This window comes from Flavobacterium silvisoli, from assembly GCF_004329815.1.
GTDB classification, from domain to species: Bacteria; Bacteroidota; Bacteroidia; order Flavobacteriales; family Flavobacteriaceae; genus Flavobacterium; species Flavobacterium silvisoli.
Genome location: NZ_SJPE01000015.1, coordinates 1 through 20,525, shown reverse-complemented (window position 1 = coordinate 20,525; position 20,525 = coordinate 1). Strand labels below are relative to the sequence as shown.

The following is a 20,525-nucleotide window of genomic DNA, read 5'->3' as shown; positions in this document are numbered from 1 at the left end:
CAAAGTGAAACTACTAATAAAGCAAAGTTTTGTAGGCTTCAGGTGGAAAAGTTTTGACGTGCAACTGCGATGATGTGAATGAATATAGGTTTGAAAACCAGGAAATGATACCTTGCAATGATAGTTTTTATATAAGCAATGTGCAGATAGGCGGCACAATCGGAAGGGCCAAATTGTTTGGGCGGATTAGCGGGTATGATGATTTTACCGCCAAAGTGATGCTTAAAACCACTGACAGTTTAGTTCAAAATGCCACGAATACCGATGCAAATAGCGAGTGAGAATTGAATAATATCCCAGCAAGAACTTTTACTTTATTCTTAGATGCTTTGAATGTTTTTTCCCGATACAGATTTTGTGATAGAATCGGGTGAAAGAACAAGACATTAGCCTAGAGGTTAATGAAATTCTTGAAGTAAATTTAAAAGTTAAAAACGTTAATGCTAATTATTCTTTTACCAACTGCAACGGGTTGACAAAAGATTTTTAATTTATACTTAATGATAAAGACTATCAAATTATACAAACAATTGTTGCGCGGTAATGAGCACATGGTAATAGCTACGCCCGAAAGTTATGACTCCAAAACACAACGCATACTGGTATCGGTAAACAATAAAGTGGCGGAAGCCATCTATAGCCCACAAACCAAAAATGCTACTGCCAAACTAGATGTGCCATCAACCAATGCTAATCATCCGTTAGCTTCACAATTGTCTCAAAACCCCGATATGCGGGTAAAAGTTTTTGTATATGATTTTATAAAAGACAGAATACTAGAAGCCAAACTGCAAGAGTTTGGATTAAACGCGCAAACCTTTGATTATCATGCCACGGATGAAATAGTTGGCACCGCTCCAGTAATACTTGGTGCTTTTGATTTGAAAGCTTTGGCGAAATATGCTAGAATAGCCAACGGAAAAGATGTGGTTATTAATGGATATTGGTCTTCGGACAAGGAAGGAAAAAAGAAGATTACAAAAGCCAACTTAGGCAATCAAGTTTTTTTTCATATTCAAACAAAAAATATTGCTGATAACACAAAACTTATTTTTCGTTTATCTGAAAACGATGGTCTATTAAAACCCACCACTAAATTTCCTAAAGTAGTAAAAGATGAGGATTCGCAAAAAAATAAAACAGTAAAAGCAGAAATAGATAAAGCGATTATTATAAAAAACAACAAAGCTATAATTACACTTGCTTTAGATGAAAATTGGGCAAATATGATAGAAAGTGATTGGGGAACAGAAATTGAATTGCAATGGAAAGTGTATTCTAATTTCTTCGAAAAAACGATTCCTGCTATTCTAAATGTTAGCCACTCAAATAAACATTTATTTTTAAAACCCGCTTATGAAAACTACAGCCTACCCGAACTTTTAACAAAAGAAGGAGACGCAATAATTTTTTCTATTAGCGATTTTGCTAAACAGGAAGTGATAGATCAATTAATGGAATCAGCTGGTGAATTGGCAAAAAAACATAGATACAATTTGGCAACGAGGGTGTTAAAAAGCGGAAAAATTGCTAGCAATATTGGAGAGGTTTATGAACGAAAAAAAGCCATTTATACCTATAATGTTTTTACTAATGAAGGTAAAGAAGTAAAACTGGTTAAGGCTTCCAACTTTGGTTTTAAAAATAAATATGTAAACAATGGCAAGCTCGTTACTACAAAAGGAATAAGCCAGATAGATTATTTTGCCAACATTGGTTTAAAAAACAATGTTTTAAAAGCCGCCACAGAAATTACCCAAATTTGGGATATTTTTGATTTGGCCAGAGTATTCTTCCAAGATGATTTTAGTGAACTTCCTCTGGGTTATTTAGGCAATCCTATTAGTTTTGCTTATGCACTATTGAACGAAGCCGTTATAAAACCAACCATACAAGGCATAAAAGACGATTGGAATAAAGGACTTGAAGAAGATTTTGAAACTATTTATAAACCAAAAGGTTTAGAGGCTTGTAAAGCTTTTTCAAAAAACAGAAATATCAACTCACCAATTAAATTTATAGATATTTTTACACCTACTTTGCAAAAACTATTAAAAAATGAGTTTTTAAGTATAGATGAGTTATTAAACTACAATAGTAAAATTGAAGAAAGTGAATATAACAAATCAAATAATAAAAATCCTTTAACTCATACGATTTTTTACAAATATGAAGAAAACAAGTATGGTTTAAATAAGGATGCATTCATAAACTGTATCTTTATAAACGACAAATTTTTAAATGAATAAGCAATGAAAACTATTATAGCTGTTAATATTATTTTTTTTCTTTTAAGCTGTAGTCCAAATTTCCAAAAAGACTTTACAGTTTACAGAAAAGATAAAACGTACAAAATGTTAATTAATTATACTAATGATAGTAAGGATTCGATATCAATTCATTGGTTACAGTCATATCAAATTGAAAATAATACAAATAGAGATGTAAAATTTGATTGGATTAGAAAAAGACCTGAATATATCAGACAGATGGAAGAAGAAAACATTAATGATTCTTTGGTATTGTTTAATCGAAAAATTTTAAAAAAAACAAAAAGAGAGTTATTGGTTAATTGTTCAAAAATTGTTTCTGTTAAAAATATTCCAAATAACATAACTGACAATAATCAAATTATGTTTTCATTTAGAGATTTTAAAAGCAATATAACTCATATTCCTCAAGCACAACTAGAATTCCAAAAAAGCATTTATTTTCAAAACATCTTAAAAGAAATTGAAAACGACTCAATTGCCATTGTTTTTCGTGATACAGTGACAGATGATTATTTTCAATTTAAAGGTATTGTGAAAGACAAAATGCTGAAGTTTTCAAGGTAATTGTATTTTGTTTTTATAAAAAACCGATATGTGGGTAAAAGTATTTGTGTATGATTTTATAAAAGACAGAATACTAGAAGCAAAACTACAAGAGTTTCGATTAAACAAACAAACCTTTGATTATTACCCAAAGGATAAAATGGTTATACAGTTCCGATAATTCTTGGTGTTTGGGATAAGAAAGGTTGTTGAGAGAGCGTGTAAAATAATATTAGATAACTTTGAGGTTAAAGGAGGCGATTTGATTGATAGTAAAACACTTTATCAGATTGCTATAGAGGCGACAAAAAATTAATTGTTAATAAAGCAATAGCCAAAGAATCTATTGATTATCTAGATAAACAACTTGAAAAGGGGTAACCTATTATAGTTGGAGTTGATCATACTTATAAATTTAAAGTAGGCTTTAATAATGATGCAACTACAGGTCATTTTGTTGTTATAGTAGGAAGAGATTATAATGAGTGAAAACTTTTTTATCGTTTTTACGAAGTAGGAACCTCATATGATTAAGCATAGACCAAAAAAATAATTATTGATAGTATTGAATATGGATACAGTTTATATCAATAAATTTATCAAAGGCAAAAATAATTTGATGTTGAAACTATCACTCATTAAGAAAAATAGATTTTAATTTATTAATGTTATTAATATGTAATTGTAAATCAAAGAGATAAATAATTTTGTTGTCTTCTTTTCTGAACATTTGTGTCAATTCGACAAAATCCATGTTTTCACACATTAATTTTTCGTTTAACAAATCCTTTAGCATTTTATTGAGTCAGTTGTGATAAATTATCATTGCATGAATATGTGATGAAGTTTGACGGGTAAATAGCGATATCAATTTTTTTCCGACTTTCATGATTCTAATATATTTAAAGCCTCTTTTTTACGAGTTATATCCTGTAAAATCTATGGTTTTTCTACAGCTATTTTTATATCATCAATATACTGTTGAGGTTTTATTACTGCTGTGAATTTCCAATCTCTTAATTTTGGGGCAGTCTTTTCGAGGTCAATTGCTTTTTGTAAGAGTTCCTTATTGCCACTGGCCGTAATGATTAACTGGACTTTTTGGTTTTTGAATTTTGGGAATATCAAGGTATACTCCATTCCACGGAAGTAAAACTGTAAGTGCCAATCTAACCAAAACAGATAGTATGTTTGTTCTTTTGGGTTTAAATCTTTTAGATTTTTAAATTTATTTTTATGGTTAATGAACCAATCCCAGAAATGATTTGCATTATTTTTCATTTTTATTTAGCGTTTGTCTTTAGTGTTGCAATCGTAGGCAATCAAATTGAATAGTTCCCGCATTCGGCTTCTTACTCGATTTCCATAGAGTGCTTCAATTTCCGAAGCTGATAGGTTGGTGGTAATATGTGTTTGGATGCGTTTGCTGATGTAGAGGTCGTAGCGGCTTAAGAGGATTTCAGCCATAACGTTACACTCGTTCCCATAGTATTTGATATTACTTTCTAATCCTAAATCATCAAAACAATAGATTTTGGGATCAAGTTGTTGCTGTTTACCTTTTGAGTAACGATGTATTACTTCATAGCCGTCTTGAATAAATTCAAAACTAATATCTCTGCAGGGTTTAATTATGAATTTATATCCCGTAGGTGTGAGGTGTTTCATCAATGTCATTAGTGAGGTTTTACCACAACCAACAGGTCCGGTAATCAAGATTCCCTTGTTTAGGTTGATGTTGAATTGAAAGCAAGCTTGTTCATCTTTTAAGAAATAGGCGATGAGTTTATAAAGTATCGGGTAATCTTCATTGATGATTTTGAAATGGTTTCCGAAGAGTTCACTTCCTTTAGCTTCAAGCCAGGTGATTATTTCGGGATATGTTAAGTTAGTCTTCATTTTTAATTGTTTGAAGTTTATAAGTTGCTAAGTGAGGCACTTCGACAAGCTCAGTGTGACAGTTCCATAAGATATTCTGATTCGGTCACTTAGACACCCGCTCTGTCCTCAGTTTAAGCTTAGCTCAGTCTGATAATTTTGTGCTATAGAGGTTCTGCATAATTTTTTTCTATTGATGTACTCAAATGATTTGTTTTGGATAGCTGGATGGCATTTGGTTTTTGATTGAAAATAAACGTTTTATTTATCCAGTTTTGTGCTGCTGCCTGCCAATCGACCATTGGTGCTTTTCCGCCAATGAGCCAGCCGTTACTCGCATAGTAGTTGTAGAATTTTTGAGCTTCAGTTGCTTCAAACTTTTGCTGCTTGAAATAGTCTACCACTTTTTCCAATGCCGGACTCTCGACTTCACTCAAAGTCATGTTTTCTTTTTCTTTTTTGGCGGAACTTTTTTCTTTTTTAAAAACTTCCTCAGTACTTTCATTTTCGTTCAAATTTGAGTGGGCGGGTTTACTCTCGTTTTTATTATTTGAACTGTTTCTACTGTTTATAAAAGGTACTATTGCTTGTTCTGTACTTGTTTCCTGCCTGTTCTGTACTTGTTTTGATATCGGTTCAAAAGAAGGTTCATTTTTTGAACTTGTTTTTGATTGTGGTTTTAGGTCTTCGGCGAAGTTGTACATTATTACATGACTGCCTCGGAACGGGTTGTATGAAGGCTCATATTTAATATACCCTAGGGCATGCAGGTTCTTCAGACATTTGTGGTAGGTTGCTTTTGAACTTATTTTACTGATGCGCATGACCTCATCGCGGGAAATGCTGATTGGATTTTTGAAACGGTTGCAATTCCAGAATTGGAATAATGAGATATATAGACTTACATGAGTTGGGTTGAGTGTTTTGTCCTGGATTACTCTTTCGAAGAAGCCGGTGAGGTGTTTAATGTAGTTCATTGTGGTGAAGTATTAAGATAGGAGTATTAAGTATTAAGACATGTTCTCGATATGATTTTAGTAAAGCTAAAATCACTCGAATTTAAGGATGAGGTGGGTTCCGGCTTTGGGACTGGCGGAGAAGGTTGGTTCCCGCTTTCGCGGGAATGACAGTTTATTTGAAGTTTGAAGGTACCTTATTCGTTGACAGGAGTTTTTCTATATCGGTGTTGTCGTAATAAAGGATGCCTCCGATTTTTGTATAGGTTAGTGTTTTATTGATGCGGAGGGTTTGTAGAGTGCCGGGTGAGATGTTTAAAAGTTTACGAACCTCTTTGGATTTAAGCCACTGCTTTGCTGGTTGAGCATTGGTTTTTAGAAACTCTTTTAGGTCGTTGAGTAGTAAAATGCGGAATTGGTTTAAATCTTCCTTTGTAATAATTTCGATAGCCATAACTTATGTTTTAGATTGTTATGATGCAAAATTGTAGGAGTTGATTTGAATTATATCACAAGTTAATCACAAGTTGTGATGTAAATATTTTAAAGGGGGAATTTTCTTTTTAGTTCCCTAATAAAAAAAGTAGGGGGCATGCCTATCTTGGTATTAAACGCTTTGGTGAAATTTTGAGTTGAACCAAAACCAGCTTCTTCGGCAAGAGCCTTGTTGGTATAATTTCGGTATTTATTTTCGGACTGAAGCAGTTTAATGATGTGATCTATTTTTAAGTCGTTTATGTATTCAATAGTTTTTTTTTGGCGGTATTTCAAAATAATTTTGGATGCATATTTAGTATTTGTTTTTAAATGAGTTGCTAATTTGGTTTGACTCATATCTTTCTCTAAATATTTTTTATTTCGCTCAAATTTTTCAAGATTTTGAAGTATAACTGTTATTAGTTCCGGGTTTATGTCCAGTTCATTTGTTTTAGTTATATTGTTTTTCGATTGTAATTCTTTTTTTATGTGATTTTCTGTTTTTGGCAAATTTCTTTCATGCATAAGCTCTTCAAACTTCAGTTTGTATCGCTTCTTATTTTTGTAATGACGATAGCTTAATAGAACAACCGACATTGAAAGAAGTGCTGTTGTCCAAAAAAGTATGCGATTATTTGACTCAAGTGATTTTTCCAGATCTTTCTTTTTAGAAAGTAATTTTTTTGTGTCGTATTCTTTAAATATTTTTAGAGAAAGATATTTGTAGTTGTGGTTTAATATACTATCTACCTTCAGTAGTCTGTTTATGTAGAGCAGTTGTGATTTATCATCTTTTTTCTTTTTGTAGTAATTGATTAACCATTCGTAGTTTTGTCTTATATCAGGTCTGATGTAGTTATATTTTACAAAAATACTGTCGACTTTATTGAACATGATAACTGCTTTGTCGTTGAGACCTAACTTTGAATAGCTTTTTCCTAAATAGTACCATGCTACCGTTTGGTTAGCAAAGTCATCTTTGTTTTTTAATAAAGGAATAACTTGAATTAGTTCTTTTATAGCTCGTTGGTACTTTTTTTTGAAGACCATGTTAACTCCTTCGGAGTGTTTGAAATAGGGAACTAATTCATTATTGCCTAGTTCCTTACTTTTTTGAAGCCCCAATTGATTGTATTGAGAACAGAGTTCGTATTTGTCAATTTTGTTATAGCATAATCCAATAGAATGTAATGAATTAAGATAGGCTACGTCATTTTCTTGTTCAAAATAAATAATGCACTCTTTGAACAGAGCAATTGCTTCATGGTAAAAACCGAGATAATATTTTGTATGTGCAATGGAAAATTTCACTTTGTAGATTCCGTACTGATTTTTGGTTTGTGAGAGATATGAGTCTGCCAGGATATAGTTGTCCAGTGCCATTTTGTGCTCTTTTTGATCATAATACAATATTCCTCTAGTAAGATAGGCCTGCCCAATCAAATCGAAGTTTGCTGAAAGTTTTGCAGCATTAAGCAAGCTGTCAGCGTAATTCATTCTCCATTTTTTATCAGATAAATACATAATGATTCGATATGCTTTTGCTAATTCCTCCCAATTTGCTTCCAGTTTTGAATTATTAATTAATACCTGAAGCTGTTGCTTAGATTTAATGGAATCTTTACTGTCTGCATAAATTATTGACTTAATATCATTGTTCTTAAATGAGCCTAATGATATTCCTTTATTCAAACTTTGAGCGACCAATATTTGACCTGCTATCACGAAAAAGATGACGTACTTATTCTGAAACAAAAGGTTATTATTAAAACACATTTTTTAGTTGGTTAAGGAGAATTAAATGTAGCTAAAATATTAAATATTTTTCAGATGCATGATTTCAAAAACAAAGAGTATGACGTTAGTATTGTTTGAATATCTGTTTTTGAACGATTGTATTTTGGGCATTATTGATGATGTATTGAATTCCAGAATTACACACTTTAAATTCTGGAATCAAGTATTTGATGGTTTGTAGGGCTTGAAGCATAAGGATAGTTTTGTCATGAATTCAAAGGGATTTGATTATTTCAAATCTGACCTAATTGTTCAAATTATCCCGGGAGAAATGAACTGATGTAACAACAATCAGTACCATTTTTAAAACATTAACCATTATGAATTTTTTTAGATTATGTTTAATTCTGTTTCCGTTTTTTTTATCATGTAATGAAAACCATTTTGATTTAGCAAAAGAGAGTAGTTTTCACCGATATGATTTTCAAAGTTCTGATTCAATTCCGGCCAATAAAAATAATCCGTTTGACCGTGTAGGGAAGATTCACAATGAAATCTTATTTTCGTATTACTATAATGATAATTATCCGTCAACCATTCCGGAAATTATAACTACTGTTACCAATATTGCGAATATGACACAATCTTTTAGGGTGTTAATAAAAGAAATTCCTTATAATTTTTGTTCTACTGAAAGAGTTGTTTATATTGCATCTAGGTTGGAGAGTTGTCAAAATGAAATTATTGATGCTTCACTTGAGAGTATTGAAGCTAAAGAAAGTTTAGATAATTTTATTTCTTCTTTTTTGTTTCTTTGTAATAGCCAGGAAGATTACAGTTCGATTCATGATTATGTTGTCTCATATGAGAATGAAGTTTTAGAAAACGCAAAGTATTCGGAAAAGGAAAAGAAAGTGCTATTGATTACAACCTCTATAGCCAGATATTCAGCTTATGCAAAAAAGAAAAAGCCTAAAAAAAATAAAGATCCTGAATGGGCTCTGATGGTGGGGAATATTCTTGCCTCTGTAGACGGTGCAGATGAAAGTGAAGAAGAAGCTATAATGCGTGCTGTTGTAACCGGGATAGTTGAGAACAAACTATAAAAGTTAATTTAAAAATACGTTTCAAATACCACTTTTGAGAACCTCTCTTCGGAGAGGTTTTCTTTTTATTATTTCTCACTGTTTTCAATGCGAACCAACAGTTTTTCTTTGAGTGTATTGAGAAAAACAGTTTTATCAATTGTTTTGCGATTACATATTTCAAGGAATGTGCGATTGAACTGGCCTAATTTGATATTAAATATTGTTTCAAAAGCCAGTGCAATTTCTTTTAAACGAATGTCACCATTATTAATTACAGAATCTGCATGTAGTGCGTATATTAGTTCCACTAAGGCTACTTTTGACCCTGTCCATTTTAAAGAATTACCATTTTTATTTGTTATTTGAGGTTTAGTGAACCTGAGAATTTTTATATTATTTTCGAGATGATTTATTAATTTTTCATTTGCCATAATCTGGGCCACTTTGTAGTCATGAGAAGTAGAGAAGTTATAATCTGATTGAAAATAGAAGCTATCTAAAGTTAATCGGATATCGTGTTTTTTCCTCAAAAAATATTTTTTATCAAGATAATTGTTTTGTGATTTGCTATATTTTATGAATTCGGCATTTTCTTTGAAAAAATTGTTTAATCTTTTGATATGGCAGCTGTAGTGCCTTTTTAGTGCTTTCTTGTGTCCTATAGGCTTGTTTAGTTCAATATTGTAAATTTCATTATAATATATAAGTATTGAAACAAATTTTGGTTTTAGTGTTTTGAAAAATTCTATTTCTTCGTGTCTGCTTTCGAATTTGTATTTAATGAAAAATGTTTTTAATTCTTCCAGTTTTTTTATTGATATCAAGACTGCCTGTTCAGCATACAATATGGGTTCTGGGTATGATGAATGGACTACTTCTAATTGATTATTGAGTTCTGAAAGCAGGCTTGAAGTAAAAAATTTCATAAGATATGCCAATTGTATTATTTTGCAAATCTATTTTTTATGCATTGCATTATACAAATCAGAATATGCCTTATTCCTGAATTGAATAGTATAAATTCCAGAATTGCATACTGTTTATTCAGCAAAGAAATATTTGTTTTAGTAATTATATTTTTTGGCAGTTGTTTCTTGAGTTTTACTTAACAAAAATATTTTCTAAAATTTAATAGGATAACAGAATAATATATATTGACAGATAAGTTCAGGTTTCTGAAGGAATGGTGAGTTTTTGTGATGTTGTTTTTATTATAAACTATCAATCATTGCATGACTGTATCTTGTTTTGAATGTTTATGCCGGACTACTTTTTATATTTCTTGATAGAAGAATCCGTATTAAAAATATTATTCATTTTCAGAAAATGAAACTGTGCTTTTAAAGCTTATTACAAGATCCTTTTTATAATTTTAAAACAAACAAACGACACAATTTAAATAGAGAGAAGACTTATTTACATTTTCTAATCCTTAAGTTCTTTGATTTATCTGATATAATCATTAATTAACCAGACTAAGTGTGAAGAGACAATTATTTTAAAGAAAATAGATTTTATAAAAAAAGCCGGAAAATAGTTTCCGGCTGTTGTTTATCTTTAATAAATACTGCTTATTAAATGGTAGTTAAATCTTGAACTCTCATAGCTTACGTATTTAATTGATTTTTTTAATAAGTTCTCGCAATACTGGTGTAAATTTAGGTATAAATATTGTAACAGCAATATTTTTTTTAAAAAATAGATTCATTCTTTTTCTTCTTTTTTTGATTCTTTGAAGATTTCATTTATTTCCAGTCCTGCTAAAGCTGAATCTTTGAGTGCTTCACTATATAATCCTTTATCTAATTCGAAAGCTTTTTTCAATTTCTCTTTTGCCTTATCTTTTAATTTCAGTACGTATTCATTATCATCAGTATCACAAAATTCCAAATATTCCCTGTAGTAGTTACAAGCTAAATTATAATGTGCCGGTGCAAAATCAGGATTTTCATTAATGAACTCTTTTAAAATTCTATTTGAGTTGTCAAAATCTTTTAGATACTTGCTTTTGATAAAACAAGAATTAAGTAAACTATATTTATCTTGTTTATTTCTGTAATAAGCACTTTCATAAGCTTTAGCTGCACTATCGTATTCTTTGAGTGCTAGCAAAAATTTACCCAATCTTTTTGTTAATAGTGGTTCTAATTTATTTAGGCCGTATTTAGATACATATCGTAAAACTCTTTCTTTTGAGGCATTATCAATTTGTGAAAAATCAGACTTTAATACATTGTCAATATTATCAATGTTTAGTGGGTTTGGATTCATTGATTGTTCGCTTAACAAGAAATCAATGTTTTTATCATTGATTACTAATTCTTCAAATATAGTTGTTACAGACAGAATGTATAGGACAATAAATCCCAGAACAAAATAAATTCCCAAGATACTACTTATAATTACAACATGGCTGTCGTCATGTTGTATGAAGTATGAAATTTTACGTACTATAATTTGTAAGTAAATGAAAATATCTTTTAGCTCTATTAAAGTTACCCCAACAATTATTTTTGTCAACCAACTGGTAATTTCTTTTAGCGAAGAGTTTCTTTGATATTTTTCGTTAAACTGGATATTGTTGTGAGCAGGAAAACCGAAGAGAAAACCAAGGAAGCTACCTATTAAGAAACTAAAAAGTTGTAGTAATAATAGAGTGCTTGCAATTTTAATAAACTCTGCAAAAGTATTTGAATTCAGAGAATATGATACTACAAAAATTGAGGTCACTCCCAAAAGTATGCAAGTATAGTTTAGATACTTATTGTGACATATATTGATTATTTTTTTCACAAACAATTACTTATTTATTAATAGTATTTAAAGATGGGTATTGAATAAACAGAAACGACTTTTAGATAGTTTCCAAAAGTCGCTTCTGCTAGTAATAATTTATTTATTCTTTAACAAACTTCGCTGATAAGTTTTCAATTTTGAATATGTATAAACCGTTTGATAAACTTTCTACATTGATACGGTTTGTATCATTGTTGAGATTATCTTCTAATATAATCCTACCGTTTAAATCTAAAATTTGATATTTGCTATTTGTTAGATTTTTATTGATTAAATCAACATTTAAAGTATTTTTTGTCGGATTTGGATAGATACTTATTAGCTTCTGGTTTTCGAATTCGTTGACAGATAGGTTATCTGTACCTAAATATCGGGCAATTGCAAAATCGTTTCCGGTATATCCAACAGCAATGATTTTATTGTCGGGTTGAATAACCATGTCAAAAGCCTCATTCAAAGCGTTGGCACCAAATGTTGTTGTAACTTTACCATCGGTGTCAAAACTAGTATCGATAGTATAATTTGCATTTACCCTTGCTAAAGAAAAAGTTCTATTTGTGGTGGAGCCCGTTGATCCAACCAATACATATTTACCGTTTATGTCTTCAGCTAATCCATAAGGATATGATTTATCTAATGCGTTAAACGGAATTGAAATTTGATTTGATGTACTTCCTAAAACACCAGATGGAGCAATTTCGAACATGGCATAGGCATAACTTTGGGCTGAAACATCACTACTTCCTCCAACTACAATAGTGTTATCGGATTTTAAGATCATTGAGAAAGCTCTGTCATTACCGTTAAATGATCCATTAAATTTATTTACGCCATCAGTCGAAAATGTTGTATCCATTGTTCCGTTAGAGTTAATTCTGCAAGCCCAATTATCGTTACTGTACGACATAGTTGGAAAATCACTCCATCCGACAGCAGAAATTTTCCCATTTGATTGGACAACCAAATCCTCAACAGTCATTAGATATTGATTATCAAGGCTGTCAATCTATAATAATTTAATCCCTGTAGTATTAAAAGTTGTATCCAATATGCCTGAACTAGTATACCTTGCTATAACTGGTTTTGCTTTATTTGTTGTTACCTGTGTATTTCCGCCAACAATTATGTTTCCTGTCAAAGCATGTATTTTTATTACTTTGATTTCACTTGCTTGAGTTAGTTCAAATGGGGTTAATGTTTTTCCTGCTGTTCCAAATGATGTATCTATGGAACCGGTTGTATTGTATCTAATGAGAGCCGCTTTTTTTTGACTACCATCGTCACTATACCCAGCAACAATTATTTTTCCGTCACTTTGAATTGCAATACTGTAAGCAACATCATCACTTCCTAACTGAATATCAGTTGTTACTATACCTCCGGTTCCGAATGAAGTGTCTAAGGTTCCATTAGGATTGTATCTGACACAAACAAAATCTTTGCCAGTTGCTGTATTGGTTGTTACACCTACAACAACAATTTTACCATCTGATTGTAATGCAACACCATAGGCTTTATCAGCCCCTGAGTTTATAGATGTGATTACTTTTCCAGCATTACCAAAGCTAGTATCTAAACTTCCAGCAGATTGAGAATGTGTATTTAGGGCTGCAAGTATTAATCCGAATTGTAATATTCTTTTCATTATTGTCTTTTTATTTTTGTCTATTCATTTTTTAATTTTATAACTTATTTATTCACTTTTCTGTAATTATCATCATATTAATATTCAAGTTTTTACTTAAAGTGAATGTACGTATAATCTATTATTTTAAACTAATCCAGCATTCCAATTTTTTGCCACAAAATCATTAAGTTCATCTCTCATGACCACGCCGCTTATTTGAGGGAGCCTAAGTAATTTTTCAACTTTTTGAAAACTCTCCTTTGTTTTAGGCACATTATAGTCTTTAACAAAGGCATCACAAAACCAAACAACTTCGTAGAGCTCTTTCTTGTTTACTCTTTCGCGATCACGAATTGCTGTGTAATTTGGATTGTCTCCTTGAGTAGTAGTATTAACATAATCATCATTGACCAAGTCATTTTCATCGTAGTTTACCATAATTTATTCTCGTTTTTTATTATTCTTTTTGAGTATTAATCTTTATGGGTTATTCAAATTTCTATTGTGATTTTTTTGCTCGATAATGATTTTTCAACTTGAAATCAAGTGATATGAAACTTTGTTTACCCTAAATATTTTTATTTTCTTTAATTATTTTATCGTTCTATTTTAATAAGAATAAAATAACACTCTGATTAAATCAGAGTGAGACAAATTGACAATAATATAAATGAAATTTCAATACGTATAAACACGTAATTTTATTATTGTATTGAGGTATAATTGACTTTGTTATTCTTTTATAATTGTTTACGGAATTGTCATTGTACATTTAGGGTAGCTCATGCAATCTTAAAAAAAAAGCCAAATTTTCAGTTCTTTTTGTCATAAAACTGCTTTTGCAACTTTTGTAAACTATAGAGCACTCTAAAATTTCAATATTGTTAAATGTTTGATTGCAGATTGGATAATTTGTATAGTCCAAAAAATATTTTTTTTTAACATGATTATCTCTAATTATGAAATGTCCTATCTTACAATACGGGACATTACATTATTGGCCTCTAAACCTTTTGATTTGTGTCAGTGTAGATTTTGTAATACTGTGTAATCAAAAAATACAATGCGTCTTCCTTTTGTTATAAGTTTATACATATTTTTTGTGTTCGCACCTACCGGTTGACACAAAAAAAATATTGTCCAGTTAAAGTCAGAATTCCTCCAAATAAGAAGTAGCAATCAATTTATATTGTGTAGGTATTACAGTTCTAAATCTTTAATTTACAAAGTTTGGTTAGCACACAACGTACCACAACTTCATATAGTAGTGATGACCGCTAATAGATTAATCTCTATTAAGGATATATTTCTATTTTATTTTTTGAAAAAAGCTTTTTCCATCAATTCCTGCTCTGCTCTTGAAATACCTATGTCTTTTGCTATTGATTTCCAGTTGCTTACTGCTGTTGTAGTTTGATTAATTATTTCCTCCATCTGGGAAGCGTTTAGGCGGAAATATTGACCTACACTTTTAGCCAAGTCAAAATCTAGATTATTATCATCGGTATCAATATTTAGCGACAAACCATCCTTATCTATAGAAGGATTAAGATCATAGGCCGGTGATAAAATCCAGCCTTCCTTGGTTAATATAAAACCATGGTTACGTAAATGATCATCCGTATTTGAAATAGCAATATTAAAGATGATTCTCCGCCACAGTTGGTGTAAATTTGTTTCTACGTTAGCTCCATTATTACTTATAAATTCGGCAATATCCAGATAACTTGCCGGAGTATTACGAATTGTATCTTCGTTGTTTCCGGTCATAGTCATAGCCGATGCGAAGTGAATTCTTTCTCCATTTTCTCTGTCGAAACGTTTCGTGAAAAATGTATGGTGTTTGCCCAATATTCTTTCAATGCGACACGGTGCCATTTCTATACCGGAATTTGAAGCCAGTATATATGATAGATATTCCCAAGCCGCTTTGTTTATAGAGTCTGTTTTAGAAGGGAATTTTGCAATCCAAAGACTTTTATCATTATTTAAAATATTGGCTTTTGGTCTTGCACCACCCAGCGATGAACCCGGCGCCATAAGTACCGATAACCACCTGTTTACATCTTCATTTTCGGTGTCATTTTCAAAGATATGTGCTGCGTTTTGCAATTCTCTAATTGATGACCAAGGTGGAGTAGAAGTAGATTTGTTATTGTCTAAAAAATCACCATTTGGGTTAGTTTTGAATCGCAATGCTCCCATCCGGCTTTCGTCATATACTCCTAGCAGAAAATCGATGTCATAGAGTGTTTTTGGTTTTTCATTGTTCTCTTTTGCTGATTGTGCTTCTCTGCGCTTCATTAAGGTACGTCCCCATGTATCGGGCATACTATCTAAAAATATCCCGAAGTTTTCTTTTTGTTTTGGATATTGTGGTCCTCCGTATAATTGTATGTCCGGATCAAGCAAGAACATTTGCCCAGTCTTGAGCCAGTCATTATCATACTCAAAGCTGAATGCTTTTTTTCCTTTCGCCTGTTGTGCTACTAGTATTCCAATGAGTTTTGGTTCGGGCATTCCCTTCCAGTGGGCGTAGACGTATATCTCTGTTTTTTTAGACATCTTAGATTTTTAGATGGTTAGATTTTTAGAATGTTCTCGATTAGCTTTGCTCTATTCGGCTACGCCTCGGGTCACCCCGATTGTATCGGGTCACTCGAACTGACGTTTTGTCGCTATTTAAGGAGTTCAAGGTCTTGGAGTTTTCTTCCTAATTCATCATCGGCAGCGAGTTTAAGAAAATCATCCTGTAGTCCTAATACTCTCAGTACATTAAAATAAGCCCCAATAGCCACACTAGGATTACCTTTTTCTATTTGATATAAAGTAGTCCTCACAATATCTGCCCGTTCTGCTACCTGAACAGCCGTAAGCTTTCTTCTTTTCCTAGCTAACTTTATGTTTTCACCCATCTGTTCTAAGGTCATTAGATGCTTAGGAAAAACGATTTGTTTTTTTCTGTTCATTTTACTAAATGTTCATTATTATAGACAAAATTAGTATTTATGTTCATAATAACAAACATTGTGTTGTTTTTTTATTTGCATTATTTCCTAGATGAGTATCATATTCAGGTTGAAAAAGTAGTTTCATTAGTGCTATTTTATTATTTTTATTTTAAATAAGAACATTAAAATTATGTATTGCGGGAAAACTACTAACATGACCTTATCGAAAAGACTAATTTCACGAAACTTTGGTTAGTTTATTAAATTCTTTGTACCCGAACACTTTTGTTTGTTGTGCTTTTATAGATTTTAAAAATCAAGTTTAAGCACTTAACTCTTTTTTTTTGTAAAGTTTAATTTTACACTTCCTATAACTCTATGTCTAAATTTTCAGGATGAAAGCATCGGATGGTGATATGGTTCTTTCGGAACAGTAATATGTTGACTCTTTTTCGGATTTTTTGATACTCAGGATTTATAATTATTATCTCCCTGATTGATGTTTCAGGTGAAAAAACTCCGTTAAGCAACAAGGTTAATTCTGCATCCAAAGGGTCTAGTGAGATACCATAAAGAATTAGGCTATTTGCCTCCTTTAGGAAATTATAAGTTGTATAGTGTGCATATCCTATTTTATCATTTTCTTCATCACTCCTGTAGTTTTCCATAGAGGTTTCGGAGGGTAGGTAGAGGTGTTCGTGCGACTTAATGCTGCCGTGAATATGAAATACTTTAATACTTTGAATATCATAATACCTATCTTTAACCCAGCGGTCAACTTCCTTATCTATAACGGTGTCCCAATTTGTAGTTACAATTCCAAATAAATTGCTTGGATTGGATAAAACGAACCTATCCAAAATAGTACTAAATTCTTTTCTCGGTTTTAGTATTCCTGTTTTCTCGCCGAGTTTCAATGCATCACAAATAACTTCTTTAAGTAAATTAATTGATTCCAGTTCTTCTTTTAACTGAACGATACCCTTGGGCGATTTAGAATACAGACGCAAAGCACAGATGGATTTAGCCAATAAGATGTTGATACTATCTGCATCTGTTTCATGACCATTAATTGGTCTGAAACAATTTAGGATGGGCTCCCATGCGTTCTCTACTGCGCCGGCACCAACCAGAATGGCTATTTTGTTATTATCTGCTGACATTGAATTGATGTTACGTTTTTTGATTTCAAATATGGCACATTTTTAAAAAGGATTTGGAGATTGTGTTTTCCTGATGTCCTAATTTATATATCAAAGATATATCTTATATTTTTGTAAGTTTGATGAACCATATAGCAAAGGACATCAACCAACATTATGAATACTACACTTCTTGAACCGAGAAAAGCCATTAATAAGGCATTTTTAAAAATAAAACCGAGCAGAAACTTTATTGAACTATTCAAAAATAATCTTATTGATCTCCTTGATACTATTAATGAAAAGGAGTCAGAGGAGTTTCATAAAAATCTTGTCATTTCATTTTTGAAAAAAACATATTATGAACCCAATTATTTTGTTAATACCAAAGGGAAAAATGATTTGGTTATTCATAACGGTAAAGAACCTTCTAGTTTTGTTGGCGTAATCATTGAGGCAAAAAAGCCAACTAATAAAACAGAAATGATCACTGTCTCAAATTTAAATAAAAAGGCGCTTCATGAATTGGTTTATTACTATATGCGTGAACGTATTGTGCATAAAAATACTGAGCTCAAGCAACTAGTTGTTACCAATATTTATGAATGGTTTATTTTTGATGCACAATTATTTAATAAGCAATTTGCTGAGAATAAAACTTTTGCAAAACAGTTTCTTGATTTTGAAAATAAGAGAGCTTCCGGTAGCAGTACCGATTATTTTTATAATGAGATTGCAGAACCTTTTATAGCTACATTACCGGCAACCATTGAATTTACTCATTTTGATATTCGTAGTTATGATAAACCTTTGCGAAATGCTAACAAAGAAGATGATAAGCAATTAATTGCTCTTTATAAATTGTTGTCACCGGAGCATTTATTAAAACTTTCCTTTTCAAATGACAGCAATAGTTTAGATAAAAATTTTTATACTGAATTATTGCACATTATCGGTTTGACGGAAACAAAGGAAGGTGGCAAAAAACTAATTCAACGTAATAAAGAAGGTCAACGATTTTCGGGCTCCTTATTAGAGAACGCCATAATGCAATTGGATAGTATGGACAAATTGTCAAGACTTGACAATCCGAAGCATTATGGCGAGAATGACGAGCAACGCCTTTTTTCTATAGCTTTAGAGTTAACGATTACGTGGGTTAACAGGATATTGTTTCTGAAACTATTGGAAGCACAATTAATATCGTATCAAAAGGGTAACCGAGACTATTCTTTTTTAAATGCAGAAAAAATCAAGGATTATGATAATTTGAATACCTTATTTTTTCAAGTTTTGGCTAAAAAGAATGATGAAAGAAATACAGATGTAAAGCATTTATTTAACAAAATCCCTTATTTGAATAGTTCCTTGTTTGAAATGACTGATATGGAGCATCAAATGTTCCCAATATCTCAGTTGGAAGATAATAAGATGTTGCCATTACTTTCTTCAACAGTAATTAAAGACTCGCTTGGTAAGAAGAAGACTGGGGAACTGAATGCGCTGCATTATTTTTTCTCATTTCTTGATGCTTATGATTTTGCCAGTGAAGGCTCAGAAGATATACAGGAGGATAATAAAACACTGATTAATGCGTCAGTACTTGGTTTGATTTTTGAAAAAATAAACGGGTACAAAGATGGCTCTTTTTTTACTCCCGGGTTTATAACCATGTATATGTGTCGAGAAGCCATAAGAAAAGTGGTAGTACAAAAGTTTAATGAAGTTAAGGGATGGGATTGTAAAACCTTTATTGATTTACAAAATAAGAAGTATGATATTGAAGAAGCCAACTATATTATAAACAGTTTAAAAATATGTGACCCCGCTGTCGGCTCCGGACATTTTTTGGTTTCTGCTTTGAATGAAATCATATCGATTAAGAGTAAGTTAGAAATACTATGTGACAAGAAAGGTAGGCTTTTAAAGAATTATAAAATCATTATAGAGAATGACGAACTCATGGTGTTTGATGACAGGGATGGTAGTTTTTTTCAGTATAACCCAATAAGTGAAGAAAGCAGAAGAGTTCAAGAGACTCTCTTTACCGAAAAACAAACCATTATTGAGAACTGCTTATATGGTGTCGATATTAACCCCAATTCTGTTAAGATTTGTCGATTACGCCTTTGGATTGAATTATTGAAGAATGCTTATTACAAAGGTCCTGATTATAAAGAATTAGAAACCTTACCTAATATTGACATCAATATTAAGGCCGGGAACTCATTAATATCACGATTTCCATTAGAATCGGATTTGCAACACGCACTTAAACAAAGTAAGTGGACTATTGAAGGCTATAAGGAAGCCGTTACTACTTATCAGAATGCAGAGAGTAAAGAGGAGAAGCGAGAAATGATGGATTTGATTAAGGCCATTAAAAACAATTTTGAAACCAATATAGATGATCCCTTTAAAAAGAAAATAGCTAAAGCCAGGGGAGAAGTTGATGTGCTGAAAACTAAAATAAACACCGCTTTGCAATGGGGCGAACCAATTTCTAAAGATTTAAAAGCCAACTTAAAAAGTGCCGAAAGCAAGTTGGTTAAACTTGAGAATGAAAAACAGAACATTCTTAACAATGTTATTTATGAGGATTCGTTTGAATGGCGGTTTGAGTTTCCGCAAGTATTAGATAATGATGGTAAGTTTATAGGTTTTGATTGTATTATAGGTAACCCTCCTTATATTCAGTTACAAAAGTTAGGACAAATAAGTACGGACTTAGAAAAGATGAGTTACGAAACTTATATCAAGACAGGTGATATTTATAGTTTGTTTTACGAATTAGGAATCAAGCTTTTAAAACCTAAGGGGTATTTGGCATTTATAACCTCGAATAAATGGATGCGGGCTGCCTATGGTGAAAGTCTTCGAAAATACTTTGTTGAGAAGAGTAATCCAGTCATATTGATTGACTTTGGTGGTGTCCAAGTTTTTGATACGGCTACTGTTGATACCAATATATTGATATCTGAAAAGGCAAAATATGAAGGAGAAACAAAAGCTTGTATTTTAGATAAAAATTTTAGTATAAATAATACCAGCGATTAT

Annotated in this window: 19 protein-coding genes; 6 read left to right on the top strand and 13 right to left on the bottom strand. The window is 31.6% G+C overall.

Annotated features, from left to right (window positions below):
* The first annotated feature begins 104 nt into the window (after positions 1–104).
* From EZL74_RS13110 to EZL74_RS11090, 3 genes are all read left to right on the top strand, one after another.
* The gene (locus EZL74_RS13110; protein ID WP_154669984.1) at positions 105–281 is read left to right on the top strand and encodes a hypothetical protein; all 177 of its coding nucleotides are present in this window, start codon (positions 105–107) and stop codon (positions 279–281) included.
* A gap of 219 nt (positions 282–500) precedes the next feature.
* The gene (locus EZL74_RS11095) at positions 501–2,249 is read left to right on the top strand and encodes a hypothetical protein (RefSeq protein ID WP_131476689.1); all 1,749 of its coding nucleotides are present in this window, start codon (positions 501–503) and stop codon (positions 2,247–2,249) included.
* Positions 2,250–2,252: 3 nt separating this feature from the next.
* Positions 2,253–2,837, top strand: a complete 585-nt coding sequence (locus EZL74_RS11090; RefSeq protein WP_131476688.1) for a hypothetical protein — start codon at positions 2,253–2,255, stop codon at positions 2,835–2,837.
* A 918-nt stretch (positions 2,838–3,755) separates the two neighbouring features.
* Here the strand turns inward: EZL74_RS11090 and EZL74_RS11085 are convergent.
* The 5 genes from EZL74_RS11085 to EZL74_RS11065 form a co-directional block, all read right to left on the bottom strand.
* The gene (locus EZL74_RS11085; RefSeq protein ID WP_131476687.1) at positions 3,756–4,097 is read right to left on the bottom strand and encodes a hypothetical protein; all 342 of its coding nucleotides are present in this window, start codon (positions 4,095–4,097) and stop codon (positions 3,756–3,758) included.
* A 6-nt stretch (positions 4,098–4,103) separates the two neighbouring features.
* Positions 4,104–4,715, bottom strand: coding sequence for an ATP-binding protein (locus EZL74_RS11080; RefSeq protein ID WP_131476685.1), 612 nt, complete (start codon positions 4,713–4,715; stop codon positions 4,104–4,106).
* 143 nt (positions 4,716–4,858) lie between these two features.
* Entirely contained in the window at positions 4,859–5,671 is an 813-nt protein-coding gene (locus EZL74_RS11075) for a transcriptional regulator (protein WP_131476684.1), read from the bottom strand.
* A 154-nt stretch (positions 5,672–5,825) separates the two neighbouring features.
* A complete protein-coding gene (locus EZL74_RS11070) occupies positions 5,826–6,104 on the bottom strand; it encodes a helix-turn-helix domain-containing protein (RefSeq protein ID WP_131476682.1) in 279 nt (92 codons plus the stop codon).
* 89 nt (positions 6,105–6,193) lie between these two features.
* Positions 6,194–7,819, bottom strand: coding sequence for an AraC family transcriptional regulator (locus EZL74_RS11065; RefSeq protein WP_161971731.1), 1,626 nt, complete (start codon positions 7,817–7,819; stop codon positions 6,194–6,196).
* 163 nt (positions 7,820–7,982) lie between these two features.
* Between EZL74_RS11065 and EZL74_RS13310 the strand changes: the two genes are divergently transcribed.
* Together EZL74_RS13310 and EZL74_RS11060 are read left to right on the top strand one after the other, a co-directional pair.
* Positions 7,983–8,105: a hypothetical protein gene (locus EZL74_RS13310; RefSeq protein WP_262708131.1), complete on the top strand. Its 123-nt coding sequence runs from the start codon at positions 7,983–7,985 to the stop codon at positions 8,103–8,105.
* Positions 8,106–8,244: 139 nt separating this feature from the next.
* Positions 8,245–8,970 (top strand): hypothetical protein, encoded by a 726-nt coding sequence (locus EZL74_RS11060; RefSeq protein WP_131476680.1) that lies wholly within the window; start codon positions 8,245–8,247, stop codon positions 8,968–8,970.
* Between the two features lie 68 nt (positions 8,971–9,038).
* Here EZL74_RS11060 and EZL74_RS11055 read toward each other — a convergent pair whose 3' ends face one another.
* The 8 genes from EZL74_RS11055 to EZL74_RS11020 form a co-directional block, all read right to left on the bottom strand.
* Positions 9,039–9,878: an RteC domain-containing protein gene (locus tag EZL74_RS11055; protein WP_131476678.1), complete on the bottom strand. Its 840-nt coding sequence runs from the start codon at positions 9,876–9,878 to the stop codon at positions 9,039–9,041.
* Between the two features lie 778 nt (positions 9,879–10,656).
* Positions 10,657–11,745 (bottom strand): tetratricopeptide repeat protein, encoded by a 1,089-nt coding sequence (locus tag EZL74_RS11050; RefSeq protein WP_131476677.1) that lies wholly within the window; start codon positions 11,743–11,745, stop codon positions 10,657–10,659.
* Positions 11,746–11,848: 103 nt separating this feature from the next.
* Positions 11,849–12,727, bottom strand: a complete 879-nt coding sequence (locus EZL74_RS11045; protein ID WP_131476676.1) for a T9SS type A sorting domain-containing protein — start codon at positions 12,725–12,727, stop codon at positions 11,849–11,851.
* A 27-nt stretch (positions 12,728–12,754) separates the two neighbouring features.
* Positions 12,755–13,393, bottom strand: a complete 639-nt coding sequence (locus EZL74_RS11040) for a hypothetical protein (RefSeq protein ID WP_131476675.1) — start codon at positions 13,391–13,393, stop codon at positions 12,755–12,757.
* Positions 13,394–13,519: 126 nt separating this feature from the next.
* Positions 13,520–13,813 (bottom strand): hypothetical protein, encoded by a 294-nt coding sequence (locus EZL74_RS11035; protein WP_131476674.1) that lies wholly within the window; start codon positions 13,811–13,813, stop codon positions 13,520–13,522.
* A gap of 876 nt (positions 13,814–14,689) precedes the next feature.
* Positions 14,690–15,940, bottom strand: a complete 1,251-nt coding sequence (locus tag EZL74_RS11030; protein WP_131476673.1) for a type II toxin-antitoxin system HipA family toxin — start codon at positions 15,938–15,940, stop codon at positions 14,690–14,692.
* Between the two features lie 113 nt (positions 15,941–16,053).
* Complete coding sequence (locus tag EZL74_RS11025; protein WP_131476672.1) at positions 16,054–16,344, bottom strand: helix-turn-helix domain-containing protein; 291 nt, start codon at positions 16,342–16,344, stop codon at positions 16,054–16,056.
* Positions 16,345–16,694: 350 nt separating this feature from the next.
* The gene (locus EZL74_RS11020; protein WP_131476671.1) at positions 16,695–17,489 is read right to left on the bottom strand and encodes an SIR2 family protein; all 795 of its coding nucleotides are present in this window, start codon (positions 17,487–17,489) and stop codon (positions 16,695–16,697) included.
* A gap of 156 nt (positions 17,490–17,645) precedes the next feature.
* On the opposite strand from EZL74_RS11020, the gene EZL74_RS11015 reads away from it, so the two are divergent.
* The coding region (locus tag EZL74_RS11015) for a DUF7149 domain-containing protein (RefSeq protein ID WP_131476670.1) at positions 17,646–20,525 on the top strand (2,880 nt) is incomplete at its 3' end.